Annotated in this window: 16 protein-coding genes; 9 read left to right on the forward strand and 7 right to left on the reverse strand. The window is 34.9% G+C overall.

What is annotated here, in order from left to right; translation table 11 throughout:
- Positions 1-8: 8 nt before the first annotated feature.
- The 3 genes from ACM55I_RS00385 (at position 9) to ACM55I_RS00395 (ending at position 3,693) form a co-directional block, all read left to right on the forward strand.
- Entirely contained in the window at positions 9-1,571 is a 1,563-nt protein-coding gene (locus tag ACM55I_RS00385) for a G-D-S-L family lipolytic protein (protein ID WP_416844814.1), read from the forward strand.
- Positions 1,572-1,830: 259 nt separating this feature from the next.
- Positions 1,831-3,342 (forward strand): F0F1 ATP synthase subunit beta, encoded by a 1,512-nt coding sequence (gene atpD / locus ACM55I_RS00390; protein ID WP_035668832.1) that lies wholly within the window; start codon positions 1,831-1,833, stop codon positions 3,340-3,342.
- Positions 3,343-3,411: 69 nt separating this feature from the next.
- A complete protein-coding gene (locus ACM55I_RS00395; RefSeq protein WP_416834936.1) occupies positions 3,412-3,693 on the forward strand; it encodes a FoF1 ATP synthase subunit delta/epsilon in 282 nt (93 codons plus the stop codon).
- Between the two features lie 51 nt (positions 3,694-3,744).
- Here ACM55I_RS00395 and ACM55I_RS00400 read toward each other — a convergent pair whose 3' ends face one another.
- From ACM55I_RS00400 to ACM55I_RS00425, 6 genes are all read right to left on the reverse strand, one after another.
- Positions 3,745-4,287 carry a GNAT family N-acetyltransferase gene (locus tag ACM55I_RS00400; protein ID WP_416844815.1) on the reverse strand — a complete coding sequence of 181 codons (543 nt, stop codon included), beginning with the start codon at positions 4,285-4,287 and terminating at the stop codon, positions 3,745-3,747.
- 99 nt (positions 4,288-4,386) lie between these two features.
- Positions 4,387-4,809, reverse strand: coding sequence for a DoxX family membrane protein (locus tag ACM55I_RS00405; protein WP_416844816.1), 423 nt, complete (start codon positions 4,807-4,809; stop codon positions 4,387-4,389).
- A 230-nt stretch (positions 4,810-5,039) separates the two neighbouring features.
- Positions 5,040-6,596 carry a vanadium-dependent haloperoxidase gene (locus tag ACM55I_RS00410; protein ID WP_416844817.1) on the reverse strand — a complete coding sequence of 519 codons (1,557 nt, stop codon included), beginning with the start codon at positions 6,594-6,596 and terminating at the stop codon, positions 5,040-5,042.
- A gap of 9 nt (positions 6,597-6,605) precedes the next feature.
- Positions 6,606-7,508 (reverse strand): hypothetical protein, encoded by a 903-nt coding sequence (locus ACM55I_RS00415; RefSeq protein WP_416844818.1) that lies wholly within the window; start codon positions 7,506-7,508, stop codon positions 6,606-6,608.
- A 112-nt stretch (positions 7,509-7,620) separates the two neighbouring features.
- Entirely contained in the window at positions 7,621-8,826 is a 1,206-nt protein-coding gene (locus tag ACM55I_RS00420; protein WP_416844819.1) for a hypothetical protein, read from the reverse strand.
- Positions 8,827-9,304: 478 nt separating this feature from the next.
- Positions 9,305-9,844: a hypothetical protein gene (locus ACM55I_RS00425; RefSeq protein WP_416844820.1), complete on the reverse strand. Its 540-nt coding sequence runs from the start codon at positions 9,842-9,844 to the stop codon at positions 9,305-9,307.
- A 299-nt stretch (positions 9,845-10,143) separates the two neighbouring features.
- On the opposite strand from ACM55I_RS00425, the gene ACM55I_RS00430 reads away from it, so the two are divergent.
- The 4 genes from ACM55I_RS00430 to ACM55I_RS00445 all read left to right on the forward strand — a co-directional run bounded on the left by ACM55I_RS00430 (position 10,144) and on the right by ACM55I_RS00445 (position 14,561).
- Positions 10,144-11,280: an aminotransferase class I/II-fold pyridoxal phosphate-dependent enzyme gene (locus ACM55I_RS00430; protein WP_416844926.1), complete on the forward strand. Its 1,137-nt coding sequence runs from the start codon at positions 10,144-10,146 to the stop codon at positions 11,278-11,280.
- Positions 11,281-11,332: 52 nt separating this feature from the next.
- Positions 11,333-11,950: a dethiobiotin synthase gene (gene bioD / locus ACM55I_RS00435; RefSeq protein ID WP_416844821.1), complete on the forward strand. Its 618-nt coding sequence runs from the start codon at positions 11,333-11,335 to the stop codon at positions 11,948-11,950.
- 83 nt (positions 11,951-12,033) lie between these two features.
- Entirely contained in the window at positions 12,034-13,305 is a 1,272-nt protein-coding gene (bioA, locus tag ACM55I_RS00440; protein ID WP_416844822.1) for an adenosylmethionine--8-amino-7-oxononanoate transaminase, read from the forward strand.
- Positions 13,306-13,406: 101 nt separating this feature from the next.
- Positions 13,407-14,561 (forward strand): beta-ketoacyl synthase N-terminal-like domain-containing protein, encoded by a 1,155-nt coding sequence (locus ACM55I_RS00445; protein ID WP_416844823.1) that lies wholly within the window; start codon positions 13,407-13,409, stop codon positions 14,559-14,561.
- Between the two features lie 25 nt (positions 14,562-14,586).
- Here ACM55I_RS00445 and ACM55I_RS00450 read toward each other — a convergent pair whose 3' ends face one another.
- On the reverse strand, positions 14,587-15,063 hold the full coding sequence (locus tag ACM55I_RS00450) for a regulatory protein RecX (RefSeq protein ID WP_416844824.1): 477 nt from the start codon (positions 15,061-15,063) through the stop codon (positions 14,587-14,589).
- A gap of 73 nt (positions 15,064-15,136) precedes the next feature.
- Between ACM55I_RS00450 and ACM55I_RS00455 the strand changes: the two genes are divergently transcribed.
- Together ACM55I_RS00455 and ACM55I_RS00460 are read left to right on the forward strand one after the other, a co-directional pair.
- Positions 15,137-15,307, forward strand: coding sequence for a T9SS sorting signal type C domain-containing protein (locus ACM55I_RS00455; protein WP_416844825.1), 171 nt, complete (start codon positions 15,137-15,139; stop codon positions 15,305-15,307).
- A gap of 229 nt (positions 15,308-15,536) precedes the next feature.
- A complete protein-coding gene (locus ACM55I_RS00460; RefSeq protein ID WP_416844826.1) occupies positions 15,537-18,527 on the forward strand; it encodes a T9SS sorting signal type C domain-containing protein in 2,991 nt (996 codons plus the stop codon).
- The last annotated feature ends 129 nt before the right edge of the window (positions 18,528-18,656 follow it).

Below are 18,656 nucleotides of genomic sequence, written 5' to 3' on the forward strand. Positions count from 1 at the left end.
ATACAACCATGATAAAAAATTTCAAATGGCTACTATTGGTTTCTTTAAGCTTTGTAGCATGTAATAATGATGATAATACAACTGTTGTTGAAGAGCCAGTGAGTTCAGGGACGGCTAGTTTTACAAAATATGTAGCATTAGGGGATTCTTTTGCTGCAGGATATAGTGATGGTGCACTTTTCAAAAAAGGGCAAGAAGGTTCTTATGTGAATATAGTGGCTCAGCAATTTGCTACTGCTGGAGGAGGAGACTTCAAAACGCCTTTTACATCAGATAATTTTGGAGGATTGTTATTGGGAGGAAATGTAATTGCTGGAGTTCGTTTGTATTTTAACGGTACGGGACCTGTACCGGTTAGTGGAACACCTACGACTGAAGTTAGTGCTAAGATTACTGGACCATTTAATAATTTAGGAGTTCCAGGGGCTAAAAGTTATCATTTGGTAGCGTCAGGTTATGGAAATGTTGCTGGGGTTCCAACGGGTAAAGCAAATCCTTATTTTGCACGATTTGCAACTTCATCTGGAACAACCGTTTTGGCAGATGCTTTAGTTCAAACACCTACTTTCTTTTCATTGTGGATTGGGGGTAATGATGTTTTAGGTTATGCAACTTCTGGTGGAATTGGTGTGAATCAAACCGGAAATTCAAATCCAGCTACTTATGGTGGAAATGATATAACTGATCCTATTGTTTTTGCAAATGTTTATTCAAGTTTGGTTACTAATTTAACGGCAAATGGCGCAAAAGGAGTGGTTGCAAACCTTCCTTATGTAAGTACGCTTCCTTATTTTACGACCGTTCCTTACAATCCATTGACGGCTAAAGTTCTTGGTGGTGGTAGTGAAGCCGTTGGTCAAGCTACTATAACTGCTTTAAATACTCAATTGTATGGACCACTAAAACAAGTGTTAACGGGGTTAGATGCAGGAAATAGAATTAACCTTCTTTCTGCAACGGCGGCTAATCCAATGTTGATTAAAGATGAGTCTTTGGTGAATTTGTCTGCTCAGTTAACCGTGGCTTTTACTCCAAGTTTGGGTGCGACTACTGCAGCTTTTTACGGAAGTGTTTTTGGACAAGCTCGACAAGCTACTGCTGCTGATTTAGTGCTTTTGCCAACGCAATCTGCAATAGGAGTAGCTCCTACAGCGACTGATTCCGGTATTGGAATAGCGCCGTCGTCACCTTTAAATAAATTTGGAATCACCTATCCATTACAAGACAAACATGTATTGATACCAACTGAAATTGCGGATGTTAAAGTTGCTACTGATGCTTATAATGTTACCATAAAAGCAATTGCTGATGCTAAAGGATTGGCTTTTGTTGACACAAAAGTGATTATGACTCAATTGTCAAGTGGAGGAATTGTTAGTAATAGTTTTACACTTACTTCTACTTATGTAACTGGTGGAGCGTTTTCGCTTGATGGTGTTCATCCAGGACCAAGAGGTTATGCATTAATTGCAAATGCTTTTACGGCTGCCATTAATGCTAAATATTCTTCAACATTAAAACCTGTTGATTTGAGTCATTATCCAATATTATATCCAGCCATAATTCCATAATCATAATTTTGGTCAAGCCTAAAAAACCACCCGTTTTATGACGTGGTGGTTTTTTGTTTTTATCCAAATAATAGGTTTTTGTGTGTTTTGAAAGGTCATTAAAAACAAAGCAATAAAATTATGCTGTTTTTTATAAAAAAAAATATTGATTTTATATTTTAAAAAATTATCTTTGCACACTGAAAAAAGTGTCTAATCGATAAGTTTCGGTTGGTATTATTTCATAAACCTAAATAGCTATTTAATAAATACATAAGTAATGTCTAAAGTAATAGGAAAAGTTGCCCAAATCATTGGCCCAGTAGTTGACGTTGTTTTCAACGGAAAGGATGTTGAACTTCCAAAAATTTATGATTCGTTAGAAATCACAAAAAAAGATGGTACATTATTAGTACTTGAAGTACAATCTCACATTGGTGAAAACACAGTTCGTACCATTTCGATGGACTCAACAGATGGTTTGAGTAGAGGTTATGAAGTAGTTGGAACAGGTAATCCTATCCAAATGCCAATCGGTGCCGATGTTTACGGTCGTTTGTTCAACGTAATTGGAGATGCCATTGATGGTTTAGGAAACTTGCCAAAAACAGGTGAAAACGGAATGTCTATTCACAGACAAGCACCAAAATTCGAAGATTTATCTACTTCTTCTGAAGTTTTATTCACAGGTATTAAAGTAATTGATTTAATTGAGCCTTACTCAAAAGGGGGTAAAATTGGATTGTTCGGTGGTGCTGGTGTTGGTAAAACAGTATTGATTCAGGAGTTGATTAACAATATCGCAAAGGGTCACGGTGGACTTTCAGTATTTGCAGGAGTAGGAGAAAGAACACGTGAAGGAAATGACTTACTTCGTGAGATGTTAGAGTCAGGAATTATAAAATACGGGGATGAATTCATGCACTCTATGGAAAATGGAGGATGGGATTTATCTAAAGTTGATATGCCAGGAATGAGAGAGTCTAAAGCTACTTTCGTTTTCGGTCAAATGAATGAGCCTCCAGGAGCTCGTGCTCGTGTAGCACTTTCTGGATTATCTATTGCGGAATATTTCCGTGATGGAGCAGGAACTGATCAAGGTAAAGATGTATTGTTCTTCGTGGATAATATCTTCCGTTTTACACAAGCAGGTTCTGAGGTTTCGGCACTTTTAGGTCGTATGCCATCTGCGGTAGGGTACCAACCAACATTGGCTACTGAAATGGGTGCGATGCAAGAGCGTATTACATCTACAAACAAAGGTTCTATTACATCTGTACAAGCGGTTTATGTTCCTGCGGATGATTTAACTGACCCGGCTCCGGCTACAACTTTTGCTCACCTTGATGCTACTACTGTATTGTCTCGTAAAATTGCTGAGTTAGGGATTTATCCTGCTGTGGATCCATTGGATTCAACTTCAAGAATCCTTACACCACAAATTTTAGGTGATGAACATTATGACTGTGCTCAGAGAGTAAAAGAAATTTTACAAAAATACAAACAATTACAAGATATCATCGCGATTCTTGGTATGGAAGAATTATCAGAAGATGATAAATTAGCCGTTTCAAGAGCGCGTCGTGTTCAACGTTTCTTATCTCAACCTTTCCATGTTGCTGAGCAATTTACAGGATTAAAAGGAGTTTTAGTTGATATTAAAGATACTATCAAAGGATTTAATATGATTATTGATGGTGAATTAGATCACTTACCAGAATCAGCTTTTAACCTTAAAGGTACCATCGAAGAAGCTATCGAAGCTGGAGAAAAAATGTTAGCTGAAGCATAAATTAAGATTCAGTTTACAGTCGCAGTATTCCGTACCGTGACTGTAAACTGAGACTGCAAACTAAAAATTATGATTTTAGAAATAGTATCACCAGAAGCAAAATTATTTTCAGCAGAAGTGACTTCGGTTACATTGCCAGGAGTTGATGGAAGCTTTCAAATTTTGAATAACCACGCACCAATCGTTTCTATTTTAGGAAAAGGTGTTGTGAAAATTACAGCTTCTAATTTTGCTTTTGCAAAAGAAGTAGCCAGTAAATTCATAAAGCTAGATGATCAAAATTATACGCTAGCAATCACTTCAGGAACAATTGAAATGAAAGATAATAAAGTTATTATTTTAGCGGACTAAAGTAATTTCGATCATAAAAAATTAAAGCCTAACTTAATCGTCAGGCTTTTTTTATGTCCAATTCCAAAGCATGATATTCCAAACAATATCATCTTCTTCATAATTATCGATTGTTTTGAAACCAACCGATTCGTGTGCTTGCATAGAGCGAAGGTTTATAGCGGCAACTTCGGTGATTAAATAGTCAAATCCATGTTGTAGCTCCTCTCTGTAAAAATGATAAAGACCTCGAAATATTCCTTGTTTTCTATAGTTTTTATCTACGCAAATTTGGCCCATTATAACGAATGTTTTATCCTTGGGAACTAATCCATCAATTCTTTCAAACATGGATATAAGAACCTCAATTTCGTTTCTAAAGCCAGATAGCATTACCAATGCAAAACCTACTACAATATCATTGTCTTTTGCAAGAATATGTGCGCAGGATGAATTCATTTGTTCTAATAAGGCAACGGTGTGTTGTACGGTAACAAATCCTTCTTGAAATTTTTCTTCAGCACTTATGTTTTGAGAACTATTTTGTAATTGTAGTGTTCTAATTTGTTCTAGTTCGTCTAGACTTGACGCTCTTTTATAAATTATAGGTTTCATCCAATTCTAATGATTAACACGTTTATTAATTACGATTTGTTTTAGCTGTAATTATAAAAATAGATAATCTTTTGATTATGTAAAAACGGATTTGAATTTTTATTTTATAATCAGTTTCGAATTGATTTCAGCATAATACTTTTCATTGTATTTTGCTGCAATTACAAGAGCTCCTGAAATTAAAATAAGATTTTTAATTATGTATTGACCAACCAAAGTAGGACAGTAGGGAAAAGCATCAAAACAGACTGTTTTTAGTATAAAAATGGGAAAAAATGTAATTGCCATATGCATCAATAACAATACAATCGTATAAGGAATGAATCGTTTTATGAGCAAACCAAGACCTATAATTACTTCGCAAATGCCAAGAATAGGAATAAATATTTCGGGTTTAAACCAATAAACAGTTTGTTCTACTAAATCACCAGCAGGACTCATTCCAAAAATTTTCAATGCACCAAACCAGACATAGACAATTGCAAGAGAAATTCGCATCATATTGACACTGTGTTTTTCCATTTTTTTGCTAAATCTAAAATATAGGAGGTTGAATGTTGGTTTCATAATGAAATTATTAGTTGTATGCGTTTCCTGTTTTTCAAAATCAGAAAAGATTGTTATTGTATTTTGAAGTTCAATCGTTAAAGAATAAAAAGCCTAACAGATTTCCAACGTCTGTTAGGCTTTGGCTGATAAAATGAAATATTAAAACAAACCATTAAAACAAAGTATCAACTTATTTATTTAAATTATTCAGCACCGTCTGTGGCAGCTCTGGCAACGGCAAATGCACCTACTTTTTCGCCTAATTGAAGTCCTTTTTCGCAATCACTTCTGTAATGAATACAGCCAAACATTCTAGAATCAGATGCTTCTTTTGCCATATTTATAAAACTTTGCGATTTTGCAGGAATGAAATGTGATAAAACGACACAGGCAGCACCACTAAAAGTAGAATGACCTGATACATAAGAAGGGAAATTTGGCGTTCCGGTCATTGTTTTTATGGAAGGATCCATTTGTGATGGTCTTGGATTAAAATAAGTATACTTAGCATCCCAACAGCTAATGGCAGCATCCATCATGGCAATATTCAATAATGCCATGTTTCTTGCCCATCGCACTTCACTATAATTTTGTTCTACAAATGATTCAGAGGCAATAGCATTCCAGTGGCCAGGTGGTGTATAAGTTCCTACGCCATCGGCCCAAAAGGCAACGATTCCGATATTTTTTCTAGATGGATTAGTACCATAATCTTTTATTTCAGCTAATTCTTTTGCAAATTGTTCTGATTTTGTAGAAGGCGGTGCTACTGGACGACTCGCTACAACCATTTCAGGAGTCATAAGGAATGATTTTACTTTGCCAAACAATGGTAACATAGGTGGTCTTGCCGGTAAATCCAAAGATTTCCATGGCGTTTCTCCAGTAGCCGCAGTTTGTGTCTCTAATTGTGTCCAAAGTGCTTGATTTCCAATTGCAGCTCCAGCTCCATCTGTACTGGCACGTGCAATAAATTTGGCAGCAATCTTTCTACCTAAAATGATTCCGGCTTCTACATCACTTCGAACATTGGCACCGCTAATAATACGATATAGTTTTTGTTCTTCTGCTTTTCCGTCAATATATGCGATTTCAGTTGGGAACAATAGTTTTAATAATTCAACTGTAACACCTGATAATACACCATCTTCTGAAGGATAAGAAGGCATAGGGCTTTTTGGTATTAAAACTTGTAAAGTTGCATCGATAGTAAACGGAGCCGCTCTATTGTATAGTTTTTTATAATACCAAGTGGCAACCATTGCATCATATTGTGCGGCACTTACATAAGCATACGCTCTAGCTGCATAAGGTGGATTTGAAAATGGAAATTGCGGATTCGCAAACGGATTCGCAGCAGAAGGTGCAGGATAGGTTCCATCTTCATTTTGATAAGGAGGACGGTTGTGTCTTGCCACTAAAGTTCTCATGATTTCATTCCAGCGTAAAACGCCACCAGCGCTCCAATATTTTATTATTCTTTTTTGATCATCTGATATATTGACTTGGTAGCTTTTTATTTCATTGATTTCTCTTGTGTAAGCTGGTGTACTTGTAGCAACGGGTGCATCAAGTGGGAATTCATTTGGAGTTGTTAATAAAAAAGTTTTCCAAGTTCCGGCTAAATCGTCTGTATTGGTAGGATTTAAAGCTTGAAATTGTTCGTTTTTTTCAGTTATATCATCACTACACGAATAAGTACAAGCTAGAAATAAAGCTAAAAGAGTTGTATAGGCTGTTTTTTGTATATTATTTTTCATCTTGATTTACTATTTTTTAAAATTAATCACATAAAACAAACCACCATAGAAGGTGTCTGATTTTCCAACGTTTCTACCTTCTACTACATAGTTATAACCGGCTACAAGAGATAATTCAGGTATTTTTTTAAATGTATATTTTGAATTAACACCATATTTTAGTGCATTCATAGTATTACTTGGAAAAGGCATATTGTTTTTTGTAATGTCAAATCCTCCAGATTGGGTTACCCAATTGTCTATAACAAATTCGGCAATTAATCTATTAGAACGATAACCAGCTCTAAAATTCACTGAAATAGCATCAGGCATATCGACTTCGTTTGTATAATGGATTTCGTCAGTTAGATAAGCATTTCTATCAATTGTTATATTCGCTCTTTTTACATAAGCACCAGATAATGTAGTAAAGAAGTTTCCTCTCTGGTAATCTCCCATTAATCGCAATGAAGCTGTTTTGCTTCGTAAACCAAGGCTCAACGGCAAATAATCTGCAGGATAATCGGATAGAGGTGTTGAAAAACTTCCCAATGCATAAATGGAATAGGTTGACTGGCCAACTGTTTTCTCCAGAGGCATGTATTTTAGCGTAAGCGAAAGATCTTGTATTCCTTTTTGACCTTTCATAGTTCCGGCAGAAGCATTAGTTTCTACATACGGCACACTAAAAATAGCATTCAATTTATCTGAGATACCATAATTTCCCATAAGTCCAATGGATTTTGTGGATACCGTGCCAAGATTTTGATTCTCTCTTTTAAGAGATCCTTCCCAATATTCATCCCAGCTACTATATTGATATATTGCTCCAACACAAAAATTGTTTTTACTCATCATGATACCGTCAATATCTGTTTGAGCATTCATAAAAATAGGCGCTAATAATAAGCAACTTAAGTAAAATTTTTTCATTTTAATAAAATGGTTTAATTATGTAATGGCACAAGTAATCTTTTGTTTTGCAATTTTTTTTCTAAAAAAATAACTGAAGAGAATCAATTCTCTTCAGTTATTAATCTAAAAATTAATGCTTCATTGACATTGTCATTTTTTTATTTAAATTGAAACGATACGAATAACCAACATTGATAGAGTAATCAGCAAAAGCGGCATCACCTTGAACATGTACATATTTACTTGGGTCAGTTATTACTGAATTTTGTAAATCTTGAGAAGCAATATCAGCAGCGCTTTGAATACGGTTTTTCACAACATTGTAAGGGATGTAAAGACTAAAACCATGTTTTCCTATGCGATATGAAAAGCCATATTCCACAGCAATAACATATCCAGGGCGACGGTATGCCACTTGACCACCAAAAGCGTCATAAGCTGGGATTCCTTCAAATCTTCCTGCTAATGATACCGTGAAATTTTCTTTTTTGTCCACAGCAGCCATAAAACCAGCGCGTCCAAAATATTGGTCTGGACTAGCGTAGATTTCATATCCTTCCAATCCTGCTTTTGGTGCTGATTTGAAAGTACCATTAGATTCTCTTGGATTAAATAAATAATATCCATTTGCAAAACCATAAAGACGCCCTGTTAATTGTCTAAAAGCTTGTAATTCTACTGAAAAACCAACACCTCCATCACCAGGTTGAATGGCTTGGTCCATTACAACACTTTTGGTAGTTCCGTCTGCCTGTGGAGCATCATCTCTTCGATCATGACTACCTGTATTTAATTTCACACCTAATCCTACCATAAGGTTTCCTTTTTTTGCCGTTTTAGGGTCAAAAACCCAATAGTTTACACTTAAACGTGCATCAGCTATACCATCAGCATAAACACTATAACGATAGGTGTTTTTTACGGGTGTAGTTTGTTTTAGTACTTGAGAGCGTTCATTGTTCACATAAGGCAATGTCGCATTCAACTGGATACGGTCAGTTAATCCGTAAGATATATTTAAATCGACTGCATGTGAATAGATATTTACTGCATTACCGCGTTCATTCCCATTTGAATCAAATCCACCGCCAGTTAATTGGCGTTGTGGTTGTTCTTCTTTGCCGACAAAGTGTCTCCAAGAATGAAAATAGCGATAATTGGTTCCAACCTGAAATTCTCCTTCATTTAGATCATAGGAATTCGAAGAGTTCATGTTTTGTCCTCCCATTTGGCGTACGGCTACACAACCTTGAGCAGTCATGTTTTGGGTATTAAAGGCAATTGTAAGGAATAAAATAAAAATAAAAGCGGAATGTAAAAAAGATAAATTTTTCAAGGTTTGGTTTGTTTGAATGATTAATAGTATAAAATTCACCAACAACAACTTCTTTCGCGATAGAGTAAGGTTGGTTTTAAAAAAATGTAAACTGGTTGATAGATTCCTTAACTTTGTAAATGTGGACTTTCTTTGGCTTTCGCCAATTTTTTGTCTAGTTTAACTAAGAAAATGAACGGATAAAAGATTACTTTGAAACAAATGGTTTTAAGAAATCATTTTAGGGATTTGCAAATGAATTTAAGTCTTGATATTAGAAAGCGGAAAAACGCAACTACAAATTAAAAATAGTAAATAGGCCAATATTTTACTCTCAAAAACGATGAGCTTTTAAAAACACAGCATAATGGTTTGTGTTTTTTAACTGGTAAATTTTAATATTTGTAATTAATGTACATTTTAGCTTAAGCAATCATGAATTATAATGCTTTTGCAAATGTTTGCCTCTGTGAAAGATTTCACAAGAAATAAAAGAAGATTATGCGATATCTGGTGGAGAATACGATAAAGAAAAGTATCCAGAATCTAATGCCTTGTTTGGCGTAATGATAGGTTCAATCGAATGTATAGCTGTTTTTGTAGAAAAATCAACCGCAACAGTATTGTTTGGAATGTAATCCTGTAGAAAAGATTTCATCAGTTTTTTTACAGGAGCATCTTTGGAAGAAGATCCATTGAATAATTGATTGTCAACAATATCTTTTAAATCTTTGCCTATTGCATCTTGATGTGAATTATGAAGATAGTAAAGGCTCAGGATGTTATTTTGAATTCTTTTTTTGAAAATATGAAAACTTTTATTGTTAATAACCACATCTTCATTTACATACTCAAAATCAGTGTCTTCAATAAAAGAATATAAAGTTGCATTCAATTTTATTACATGCATCTCTGAACTAGGTGCTTTTTCCATACTAGTCACCCATGCTTGCTCTTGTTGATAGGCAAACATCAGATAGTATCCCAGAACATTGTAAAACAATGTTACTAATAAGAAAAGTGATGCAATTCGTTTCATAATGGCCGAAAGTAGAAAACTATTTTATAATGAAATATCTTCGAAGTAAATTTTAAGACAATTTTAACATAATTTTAACGAAGTATTGAATCGAAACCGTTTTCGTAAATTTTAATCAATTTTATTTCGACTATTATTTTTTATTTGTTAATTTTCAAAGAATTTAATTTTTATGAATAATGTAATCCGATTTGGAAACGGAGTTAATACCTTATAAACACATTAATTTTAAAAAGTCGTCAAACAAAAATGATACAAAATATATAAACCGAAAAAGAAGCTTATTTTTGTGACCTATGATAAAATTTCCAGAAAATCTATCTGTTAAACTTGAAGCCCGAAAGCAAAACAATGCTTTGAGACAATTGCCTTTATCCTGTAAAGGGATTGATTTTGCCTCCAATGATTATCTTGGATTGTCTAAATCAGAAACTATTTTTCACGAGACACATCAGTATTTAATTGAAACTAATGAGATTCAAAATGGAGCTACGGGTTCCAGATTATTATCCGGAAACCATAAACTTTATCCGAAAACTGAAAACTTCATAGCACAGTTTCATAAATCGGAATCGGCATTAATTTTTAATTCAGGTTATGATGCTAATGTTGGATTCTTTAGTTCACTTCTGCAAAAAGGGGACTTGATTTTATACGATGAATTGTGTCACGCTTCCATTCGGGATGGAATTCAATTATCGAATGCCAAAGCCTATAAATTCAATCACAATGATTTTGAGGATTTGGAACGATTAATTCTTCGAAATCAAAATACTGTCATTTATATTGTTACCGAATCTGTTTTTTCAATGGACGGCGATACGCCAAATCTCGAAGAATTAGTGCAAGTATCCGAAAAGCACAATTGTTATTTAGTTGTTGATGAAGCGCATGCTTTGGGCGTTTTTGGGGAGAAGGGAGAGGGATTGGTTCAGGATTTAAACTTACAAGATCAGGTCTTCGCACGGATTATGACTTTCGGAAAAGGATTGGGATGTCATGGCGCTGCGGTTTTAGGTGCTCCAGAATTGAGGGATTATTTAGTAAATTTTTCCCGAAGCTTTATTTACACCACAGGACTTTCGCCACATTCTGTTGCCACGATTTTAATGGGGTACCACTATTTAAACAAAGAAAATAAAAATATAGAACAGCTTCGAGAAAATATCATTCATTTCAACCAGGAGAAAAACGTATTAGGATTAAAACAATTGTTTGTTCGAAGTAAATCAGCAATACAATCCGCTATTATTCCGGGAAATGAAAATGTTAAATCCATAGCCCAAAAACTTCAAGCAAAAGGTTTTGATGTCAAGGCTATACTTTCGCCCACGGTTCCCGAAGGGCAGGAGCGATTGCGATTTTGTCTGCACAGCTTTAATTCAAAAGAAGAAATATCGGAAGTATTACGATTGTTGAGTACCTTTGTTTTTTAGTTAAAGACACCCTATCAGGGTTCAAAACCCTGACAGGGTAAAATTATAATAAATGAAACTATTTATAACAGGAATTGGAACCGATGTAGGTAAAACCATAACGTCAGCCATTATTACAGAAGCTTTAGAAGCCGATTATTGGAAACCCATACAAGCGGGCGATTTAGAAAATTCGGACAGTCATAAACTAAAATCGTTTTTGTCCAATAAAAAGACCGTAATCCATCCTAATAGTTATGCTTTGAATACGCCGGCAAGTCCGCATTTAGCAGCAGAATTAGACGGAATTGTTATTGATTTAAAGAAAATCACGGAGCCTAAAACAGCTAATCATTTAGTAATAGAAGGAGCTGGGGGTGTTTTTGTGCCATTAAATGAAACGGATTTGGTTATTGATTTGATTCAACCTGATTATAAAATAATTGTTGTTTCCAGACATTATTTGGGAAGTATCAATCATACTTTGCTCACGATTGAGGCGTTGCAAAATCGAAAAATAAAGATTGCCGGAATCATCTTTAGTGGGGAAGAAAACAAAGCTTCGGAAGGAATAATTTTGAATAAAACGGGGGTGAAATGCATTGGAAGAATTGAGCAAGAGCCCTATTTTGACCAAAATGTAATAAAAGAATATGCTGATTTGTTTCGGGAGAAACTATTGGAATTATAAATTAAGAAAAAAGAAACAAGAAGAAAGAATACTTAGTTATGAAGTCTTTTATCTTGTCTCTTACTTCTTTTATCTGAAATAAAATGAATTTAACAGAAAGAGACAGCCAATATCTTTGGCATCCTTATACACAACACAAAACTGCAGCACTTCCTATAGCCATTAAAAAAGGCGAAGGCACTTTGCTTTGGGACGAAAATGATAAAGAATATATTGATGCCATCGCTTCCTGGTGGGTGAATCCATACGGGCATTCGAATAAATTCATTGCCGATGCGATTTATAAACAACTCACCACTTTAGAACATGTGCTTTTTGGTGGATTTACACATGAACCTGCTGTTTTGGTTGCCGAGAAGTTGATGGAAATTTTACCCAAAAATCAGCAAAAAATATTTTTTTCCGATAATGGTTCTACCGCGGTTGAAGTAGCAATTAAAGTTGCGCTGCAATATTTTTTCAATAAAGGAGAAAAGAAAACTACCATAATAGCTTTCGAAAATGCTTTTCATGGCGACACCTTTGCGGCAATGGCGGCAAGCGGAATTTCGTTTTATACCCAAGCTTTTCAAGGAATGTTCATCGATGTGGTTCGGATTCCGGTTCCTGTAAAAGGAAAAGAACAGGAAAGTTATGATGCTCTGAATAAAGTGGTGAAAGAGAATAATTGTGCGGGTTTTATTTACGAACCACTCGTCCAAGGAGCGGCAGGTATGGTGATGTATGAGCCGGAAGCATTAGATCAATTAATGCGGATTTGTCAGCAAAATAAAGTGCTCACCATTGCCGATGAAGTAATGACAGGTTTTGGAAAAACAGGAAAAACTTTTGCTACGGATTATCAGGTAGAAAAACCAGACATGATGTGTTTGTCAAAAGCGTTGACCGGTGGTACTATTCCTATGGCCATTACGACTTTTACCCAAGACATTTTCGAAGCTTTTTATGATGAGGATATCAATAAAGCGTTATTTCATGGACATACTTTTACCGCAAATCCTACGGGTTGTGCGGCGGCTTTGGCAAGTTTTGAATTGTTGCAAACCAATGAAATGCAAGCTAATATTATTCGCGTAAATAAAAGGCATTTGGATTTTCAAGAACATATAAAAAACCATCCGAAAGTAACCACAACACGTGTGCTAGGAGTCATTTTTGCTTTAGAAATAAAAACCGAAGATACTGCCACTTATTATGGAACCTTGCGCAACAAACTCTATGATTTCTTTATCGAAAATGGAATAATTCTGCGTCCTGTTGGCAACATAGTTTATATTTTACCTCCTTATATTATCACTGATGCGCAATTGCAAAAAGTATATCAAGTGGTCGAAAAGGCTTTAGAAATAGCTTAAATTTATAACAATAAAGGGGAGTTTTGAAGGCATAAATTTTCAAACGCTAGTGAGCTTTGTAAAAAACTTTGCGACCTTTGCCCATAAATAACAACACTATTGTGTCTCAAACAATCTCAATAACTGCCATTGCTTCCATTTCACCTTTAGGGAATACACCAGAAGTGATTTGGGAAAATTATCTGAATGAAAATCATTGTTTTACAAAGCATGACTTAGATCGTAAAAAAACCTTTGTAGCAGCTTTAGATAATAATTCCGAACAAGTTATTGCCGAATTACGAGAATCAGATAACAAATACAAATCGTTAGATAACTCCGTTTTGTATGCGATGTCAGCTTCAAGAAAAGCGATGCAAAATGCAGGTTGGACTCAAAATGATGTATTCGGAATCAACATTGGTTCTTCTCGGGGCGCAACAGATTTATTCGAAAAGCACTATCGCGACTATTTAGAAACAGGAAAAGCACATACACTTGCTTCACCTACAACAACTCTGGGGAATATTTCCTCGTGGGTGAGCCATGATTTGCAAAGTTCAGGTCCGGAAATTTCGCATTCCATTACCTGTTCTACAGCTTTACACGCTGTGCTGAATGGTGTGGCTTGGTTGCGATCCGGAATGGCTGATAAATTTCTGGTTGGAGGTAGCGAAGCGCCTTTAACCGATTTTACGATTGCGCAAATGCGGGCGCTGAAAATTTATTCGAATAGTGAAGAGACATATCCCAATCGCGCTCTTGATTTAGAAAAAAAACAAAGCACGATGATTCTTGGCGAAGGTGCCGGAGTTTGTTGTCTCGAAATGGGTAAAAAAGAAAACGCACTGGCTTATATTGAAGGCATTGGTTATGCGACAGAAATTTTGGAACACAATATTTCCATTTCAGCGGAAGCGACCTGTTTCCAGAAATCAATGAAAATGGCTTTACAAAATACGGATTTATCCGAAGTAGATGCGATTGTCATGCATGCACCAGGAACAATAAAAGGCGATTTGACGGAATATAAAGCAATTGAGAAAGTCTTTGGTGAAACACTTCCTTTATTGACTACTAATAAATGGAAAATTGGACACACTTTTGGAGCTTCAGGAATACTCAGTATGGAATTGGCCATTATGATGATGCAACACAATAGGTTCATCGGAGTCCCTTTTGCGGAATCACAATTACAGACAAAACCGATTAGAAAAGTATTAATTAATGCTGTAGGTTTTGGTGGAAATGCCGTAAGCGTGCTTTTGAGTTTGTAATTTAGGATTGTATAGGTGTTTTTTATTACTCTTTTGAATTTTCCAGCTCTTTGACTTTTTCAAAGACTAAATTGCTCTCAAATCCTCTGCGTAACATATAATCACAGAATTTTTTTCGTTTTTTCATCAAATTTGTTTCTCGTATGGATTTCCAATTTCTTTCTGCCAAAGTGTGAAAAGTTGTTGCATATTCCTCAGATGAGATTTCCTTCAATGCAATATTGATAAGAGTTTGTGTTATTTTTTTTGACTTTAATTCGTTTATTATCCTAATTTTTCCCCAATGTTTAATGCGGTGTTTTCCTCTTGCAAAACTACAGGCAAAACGTTCTTCATTGAGAAAATTATCACTGATAAGATGAACCATGATGGTATCGATTTCTTCTGAATCCATTTTCATAGTTCTCAATTTTTGAACTACTTCTTCGTGACAACGTTCTTGATAGGCGCAAAAGTGCTCTATCTTATTTATGGCTTCTTTTATGGAAAAAATATCATTCATGGTTAAGTAAAGAATTTGTAAGATAGTTGTTTCCGTTCAAAATAAGCAAATAAAAGTAAATTCAAAAGCTGAAATGATTGATAAAATTTTGATTTTTGATATTTCGGGGAAACTACTTTATAAAAAAATCAACATTGACAACAACAAAATGACAATTTTAAATTTGACTTCCAGGGAGCAAACTTTATTAATGAAGATTGTATTAAAAAATGGACAAACAGTAACCAGAAAAATTATTTATTAAAAATTATTAAATTACTTACATTAATACCCTGTCTGTTTCAAATGGACAGGGTATTTTTTTTGGTGATTTTTAATTGTATGTAAAACAGTTGTATAACGAATAAAAATGCTTATCAACGACTTTATTGTGTTTTGTGATATTGTTTATTTTAATTTGTTTTTTAATGTAAGTTTTTTCTTTTACAGGAAGCTAACCTTATAAATTAACGTATTAAAATAACATCAGATATATGGTTAAGAAATTACTTTTTACTCTTTTTTTAGTACTAGTTCAAACTGTTGTTTTTGCAGCAACAAATACTTATTTAGGTTCAACAACAGTTGGAGGAAAGTTGTTATGGAGTACAGCTGCAAACTGGTCTTTAGGTGCGGTTCCAACAGCTACTGATGACGTAGTTATTCCATCTGGAAAAACAGTGACTCTTGATGTTACGCCTGTTTATGCAAAGAGTTTAACTATTTCTGGAACATTGGATTTAAATAAAAATGCTGACATTACTATAAATACACAATTAATAGTTGTTACTTCTCCCAATGGGCAGATTAATTTTGATCATTCTATAATTAGATTACCTTCAAATGTTGCCCTGTATCTTCAAAATGGTTCAGGTAGTTTAAATGGAAGTTGTAATAATAATGACGAGGTTTTTGTAGGTACTGTTCAATACGCTGTTTGTGTTGGTGGTGGTGCTTTGTACCTATTTGCGGAAATTGAGGCTGCTGGAGGTATCAATGTTGTTACTGCAGGAGTAATAGGCGCATCACAATTGATTTGTAGTGGAGCTACTCCAGCTACTTTGACATCAACAACAGCTAGTACAGGTTCAGGAACAATCACATACGAATGGCAGACAAATGCAACGGGTAGTTATGTTACTATTCCAGGCGCAACAAGTTCAACTTATCCTCCTCCAGCTTTAACTACTATAACAAGTTACCAACGAAGAACCGTTTCTATGGTTGAAGGAAAAACTTTTTATTCGGCATATACGACTCCTGTAACTATAACAGTGACTGCAAACAATACAGTCGGAGCTGCTTCATCAACGCCAACATTGTGTATCAATACGGCATTAACTAATATTACGTATGCAACAACTGGCGCAACAGGAATTGGAGCTTCAACGGGACTGCCGGCGGGAGTTATCGCCGCTTGGGCATCAAATATAATTACAATCAGTGGTACTCCAACGGCATCAGGTATATTTAGCTATAGTATCCCATTAATTGGTGGCTGCGGTAGTGTGAGTGCCACTGGAACTATAACAGTAAACTCTATACCAACAGCACCAACATTTGCATCAGTAGATATTACACAACCAAATTGTTCTATAGTAACTGGAAGTGTAGTTTTGAGTGGTTTGCCTGCATCAGGAACATGGACATTGACGCGAAGCGGTACTTCAAGTGCAACAATATCAGGAACAGGAACAAGTACAACTATTTCAGGACTTTCTGTTGGGACATATTATTATACGGTTTCTAATGGAACTTGTGCCTCTGTTGCATCATCTGGTGTAACCATTAATAATCAAGTTACTAATACTTGGAATGGTTCTGTATGGTCAACAGGATTAGCACCAACAAGTTCTGAGAAAATTGTTTTTGATGGATTTTATTCTTCAGCTGTTAATCTTAATGCTTGTTCTTGTCAGGTTAATTCAGGTAAATCTGTAACTATTTTATCTGGTGGAACTCTAAAATTAACGAATGAGCTTACTGTTTTAGGTACTGGAACGTTAACATTTGAGAATAATTCGAGTTTAGTACAAATAAATAATGCTGCAATAAATACTGGTAGCATAACTTATAGAAGACAAACGACTCCAATAGGTAAATTTGACTATACCTATTGGTCTTCTCCAGTGTCCCCACAAACGTTGTATAATGTATCGCCAAACACCCTTTATGACAAGTTTTTTTCTTATAATTCAACGTCAGATACCTGGACACAAGAAAATCCATCAAATAATATGGTAAAAGGAGCTGGGTATATTATTCGCGGTCCTCAAAATTTTGCTGCACCAACACCACCGGGTTTGTATGAAGCTAATTTTAAAGGAGTGCCAAATAATGGAACAATTACTATTCCAATTGGAGGATTAGATAGTTTAAATCTTATAGGGAATCCCTATCCATCTGCTTTAGATGCGAATAAATTTTTAATGGATAATAGTGCAGTTTTAGATGGAACCCTTTATTTCTGGACGCATAATACAGCGATTCAATTAGCTTCAGGTATTACTAATGGTAGTGCAGGTTCAGGGGATTATGCATATACCTCTGATGATTATGCCTCTTATAATCTTACAGGAGGAGTTGGTACTGACGGTGTGACATACGCACAAGGCGGAAATGTTGCGGGAAGTGGTGGACAAAAACCCTCTGGTAAAATTGCATCAGGGCAAGGATTTTTCGCTACAGGTAAATCTAGTGGTACTGCGACATTCAATAATAGTATGCGAGTAGGCGTTGGTACTATTACGGGGGATAATTCTCAGTTTTTCAAGATGACTAATTCAAAAACAACTAGTTTAATAGAAAAACATAGAGTTTGGCTTAATTTAACCAATTCAGAAGGAGCCTTTAAACAGACCTTACTTGGTTATGTAACAAATGCAACCAATGGATATGATAATTCTTATGACGGAGAGAGTTTTGATGGAAACCAGTTTATCGATTTTTACAGTGTAAATGAAGATAAAAATTTAGCGATACAAGGAAGGGCTTTGCCTTTTGATGAAAATGATGAGGTTACATTAGGTTTTAGTTCTACTATTGAAGGTGCCTTTTCTATAAGTATTGATGAAGTTGATGGATTGTTTACGTCTCAAGATGTTTTTATTGAAGACAAGAATACAAATAGTATTAAAAACTTAAAAGATGGACCCTATACATTTACTACAGAATCGGGTACTTTCAATGATCGTTTTGTATTGCGATATGTCAATGCTAATAAAACTTTAGATACGGGTAGCTTTGAAATATTAGAAAATACAGTTTTGGTTTCTAATAAGAATAAACTAATAAAAATTAATTCACCAGTTGAGACAATAAATAAAGTTCAGGTGTATGACCTGTTGGGAAGGTCGGTTTATCAAAAATTAAATGTAGATGTAAATGAATTAACGATATCTAATTTATTCATAAATAATCAAGTATTGCTTGTTAAAATTTTGTTGCAAAATGGGAAAACTATAACTAAAAAAATTATTTATTAAAACGACTTGAAGTATTATAAGTAAAAGCGCCTTTTGTTTCAACAAAATGCGCTTTTTTTGTTTGCAATTTTTCTAATTTAAATTTCTAAATGATGGCATGTGATAAAGTAGCTTTTAGACCGATATAAC

It is taken from the genome of Flavobacterium algoris, assembly GCF_048158525.1.
Taxonomy (GTDB): Bacteria; Bacteroidota; Bacteroidia; order Flavobacteriales; family Flavobacteriaceae; genus Flavobacterium; species Flavobacterium algoris.

Coding starts and splice junctions, on each gene's coding strand:
- ACM55I_RS00405 (WP_416844816.1), bottom strand. CDS start 4,809: ATGGAAAAACACAGTGTCAATATGATGCGAATTTCTCTTGCAATTGTC.
- ACM55I_RS00425 (WP_416844820.1), bottom strand. CDS start 9,844: ATGAAACGAATTGCATCACTTTTCTTATTAGTAACATTGTTTTACAAT.
- ACM55I_RS00385 (WP_416844814.1), top strand. CDS start 9: ATGATAAAAAATTTCAAATGGCTACTATTGGTTTCTTTAAGCTTTGTA.
- ACM55I_RS00455 (WP_416844825.1), top strand. CDS start 15,137: ATGATTGATAAAATTTTGATTTTTGATATTTCGGGGAAACTACTTTAT.
- bioA (WP_416844822.1), top strand. CDS start 12,034: ATGAATTTAACAGAAAGAGACAGCCAATATCTTTGGCATCCTTATACA.
- ACM55I_RS00460 (WP_416844826.1), top strand. CDS start 15,537: ATGGTTAAGAAATTACTTTTTACTCTTTTTTTAGTACTAGTTCAAACT.
- ACM55I_RS00450 (WP_416844824.1), bottom strand. CDS start 15,063: ATGAATGATATTTTTTCCATAAAAGAAGCCATAAATAAGATAGAGCAC.
- ACM55I_RS00415 (WP_416844818.1), bottom strand. CDS start 7,508: ATGAAAAAATTTTACTTAAGTTGCTTATTATTAGCGCCTATTTTTATG.
- ACM55I_RS00400 (WP_416844815.1), bottom strand. CDS start 4,287: ATGAAACCTATAATTTATAAAAGAGCGTCAAGTCTAGACGAACTAGAA.
- atpD (WP_035668832.1), top strand. CDS start 1,831: ATGTCTAAAGTAATAGGAAAAGTTGCCCAAATCATTGGCCCAGTAGTT.
- bioD (WP_416844821.1), top strand. CDS start 11,333: ATGAAACTATTTATAACAGGAATTGGAACCGATGTAGGTAAAACCATA.
- ACM55I_RS00410 (WP_416844817.1), bottom strand. CDS start 6,596: ATGAAAAATAATATACAAAAAACAGCCTATACAACTCTTTTAGCTTTA.
- ACM55I_RS00395 (WP_416834936.1), top strand. CDS start 3,412: ATGATTTTAGAAATAGTATCACCAGAAGCAAAATTATTTTCAGCAGAA.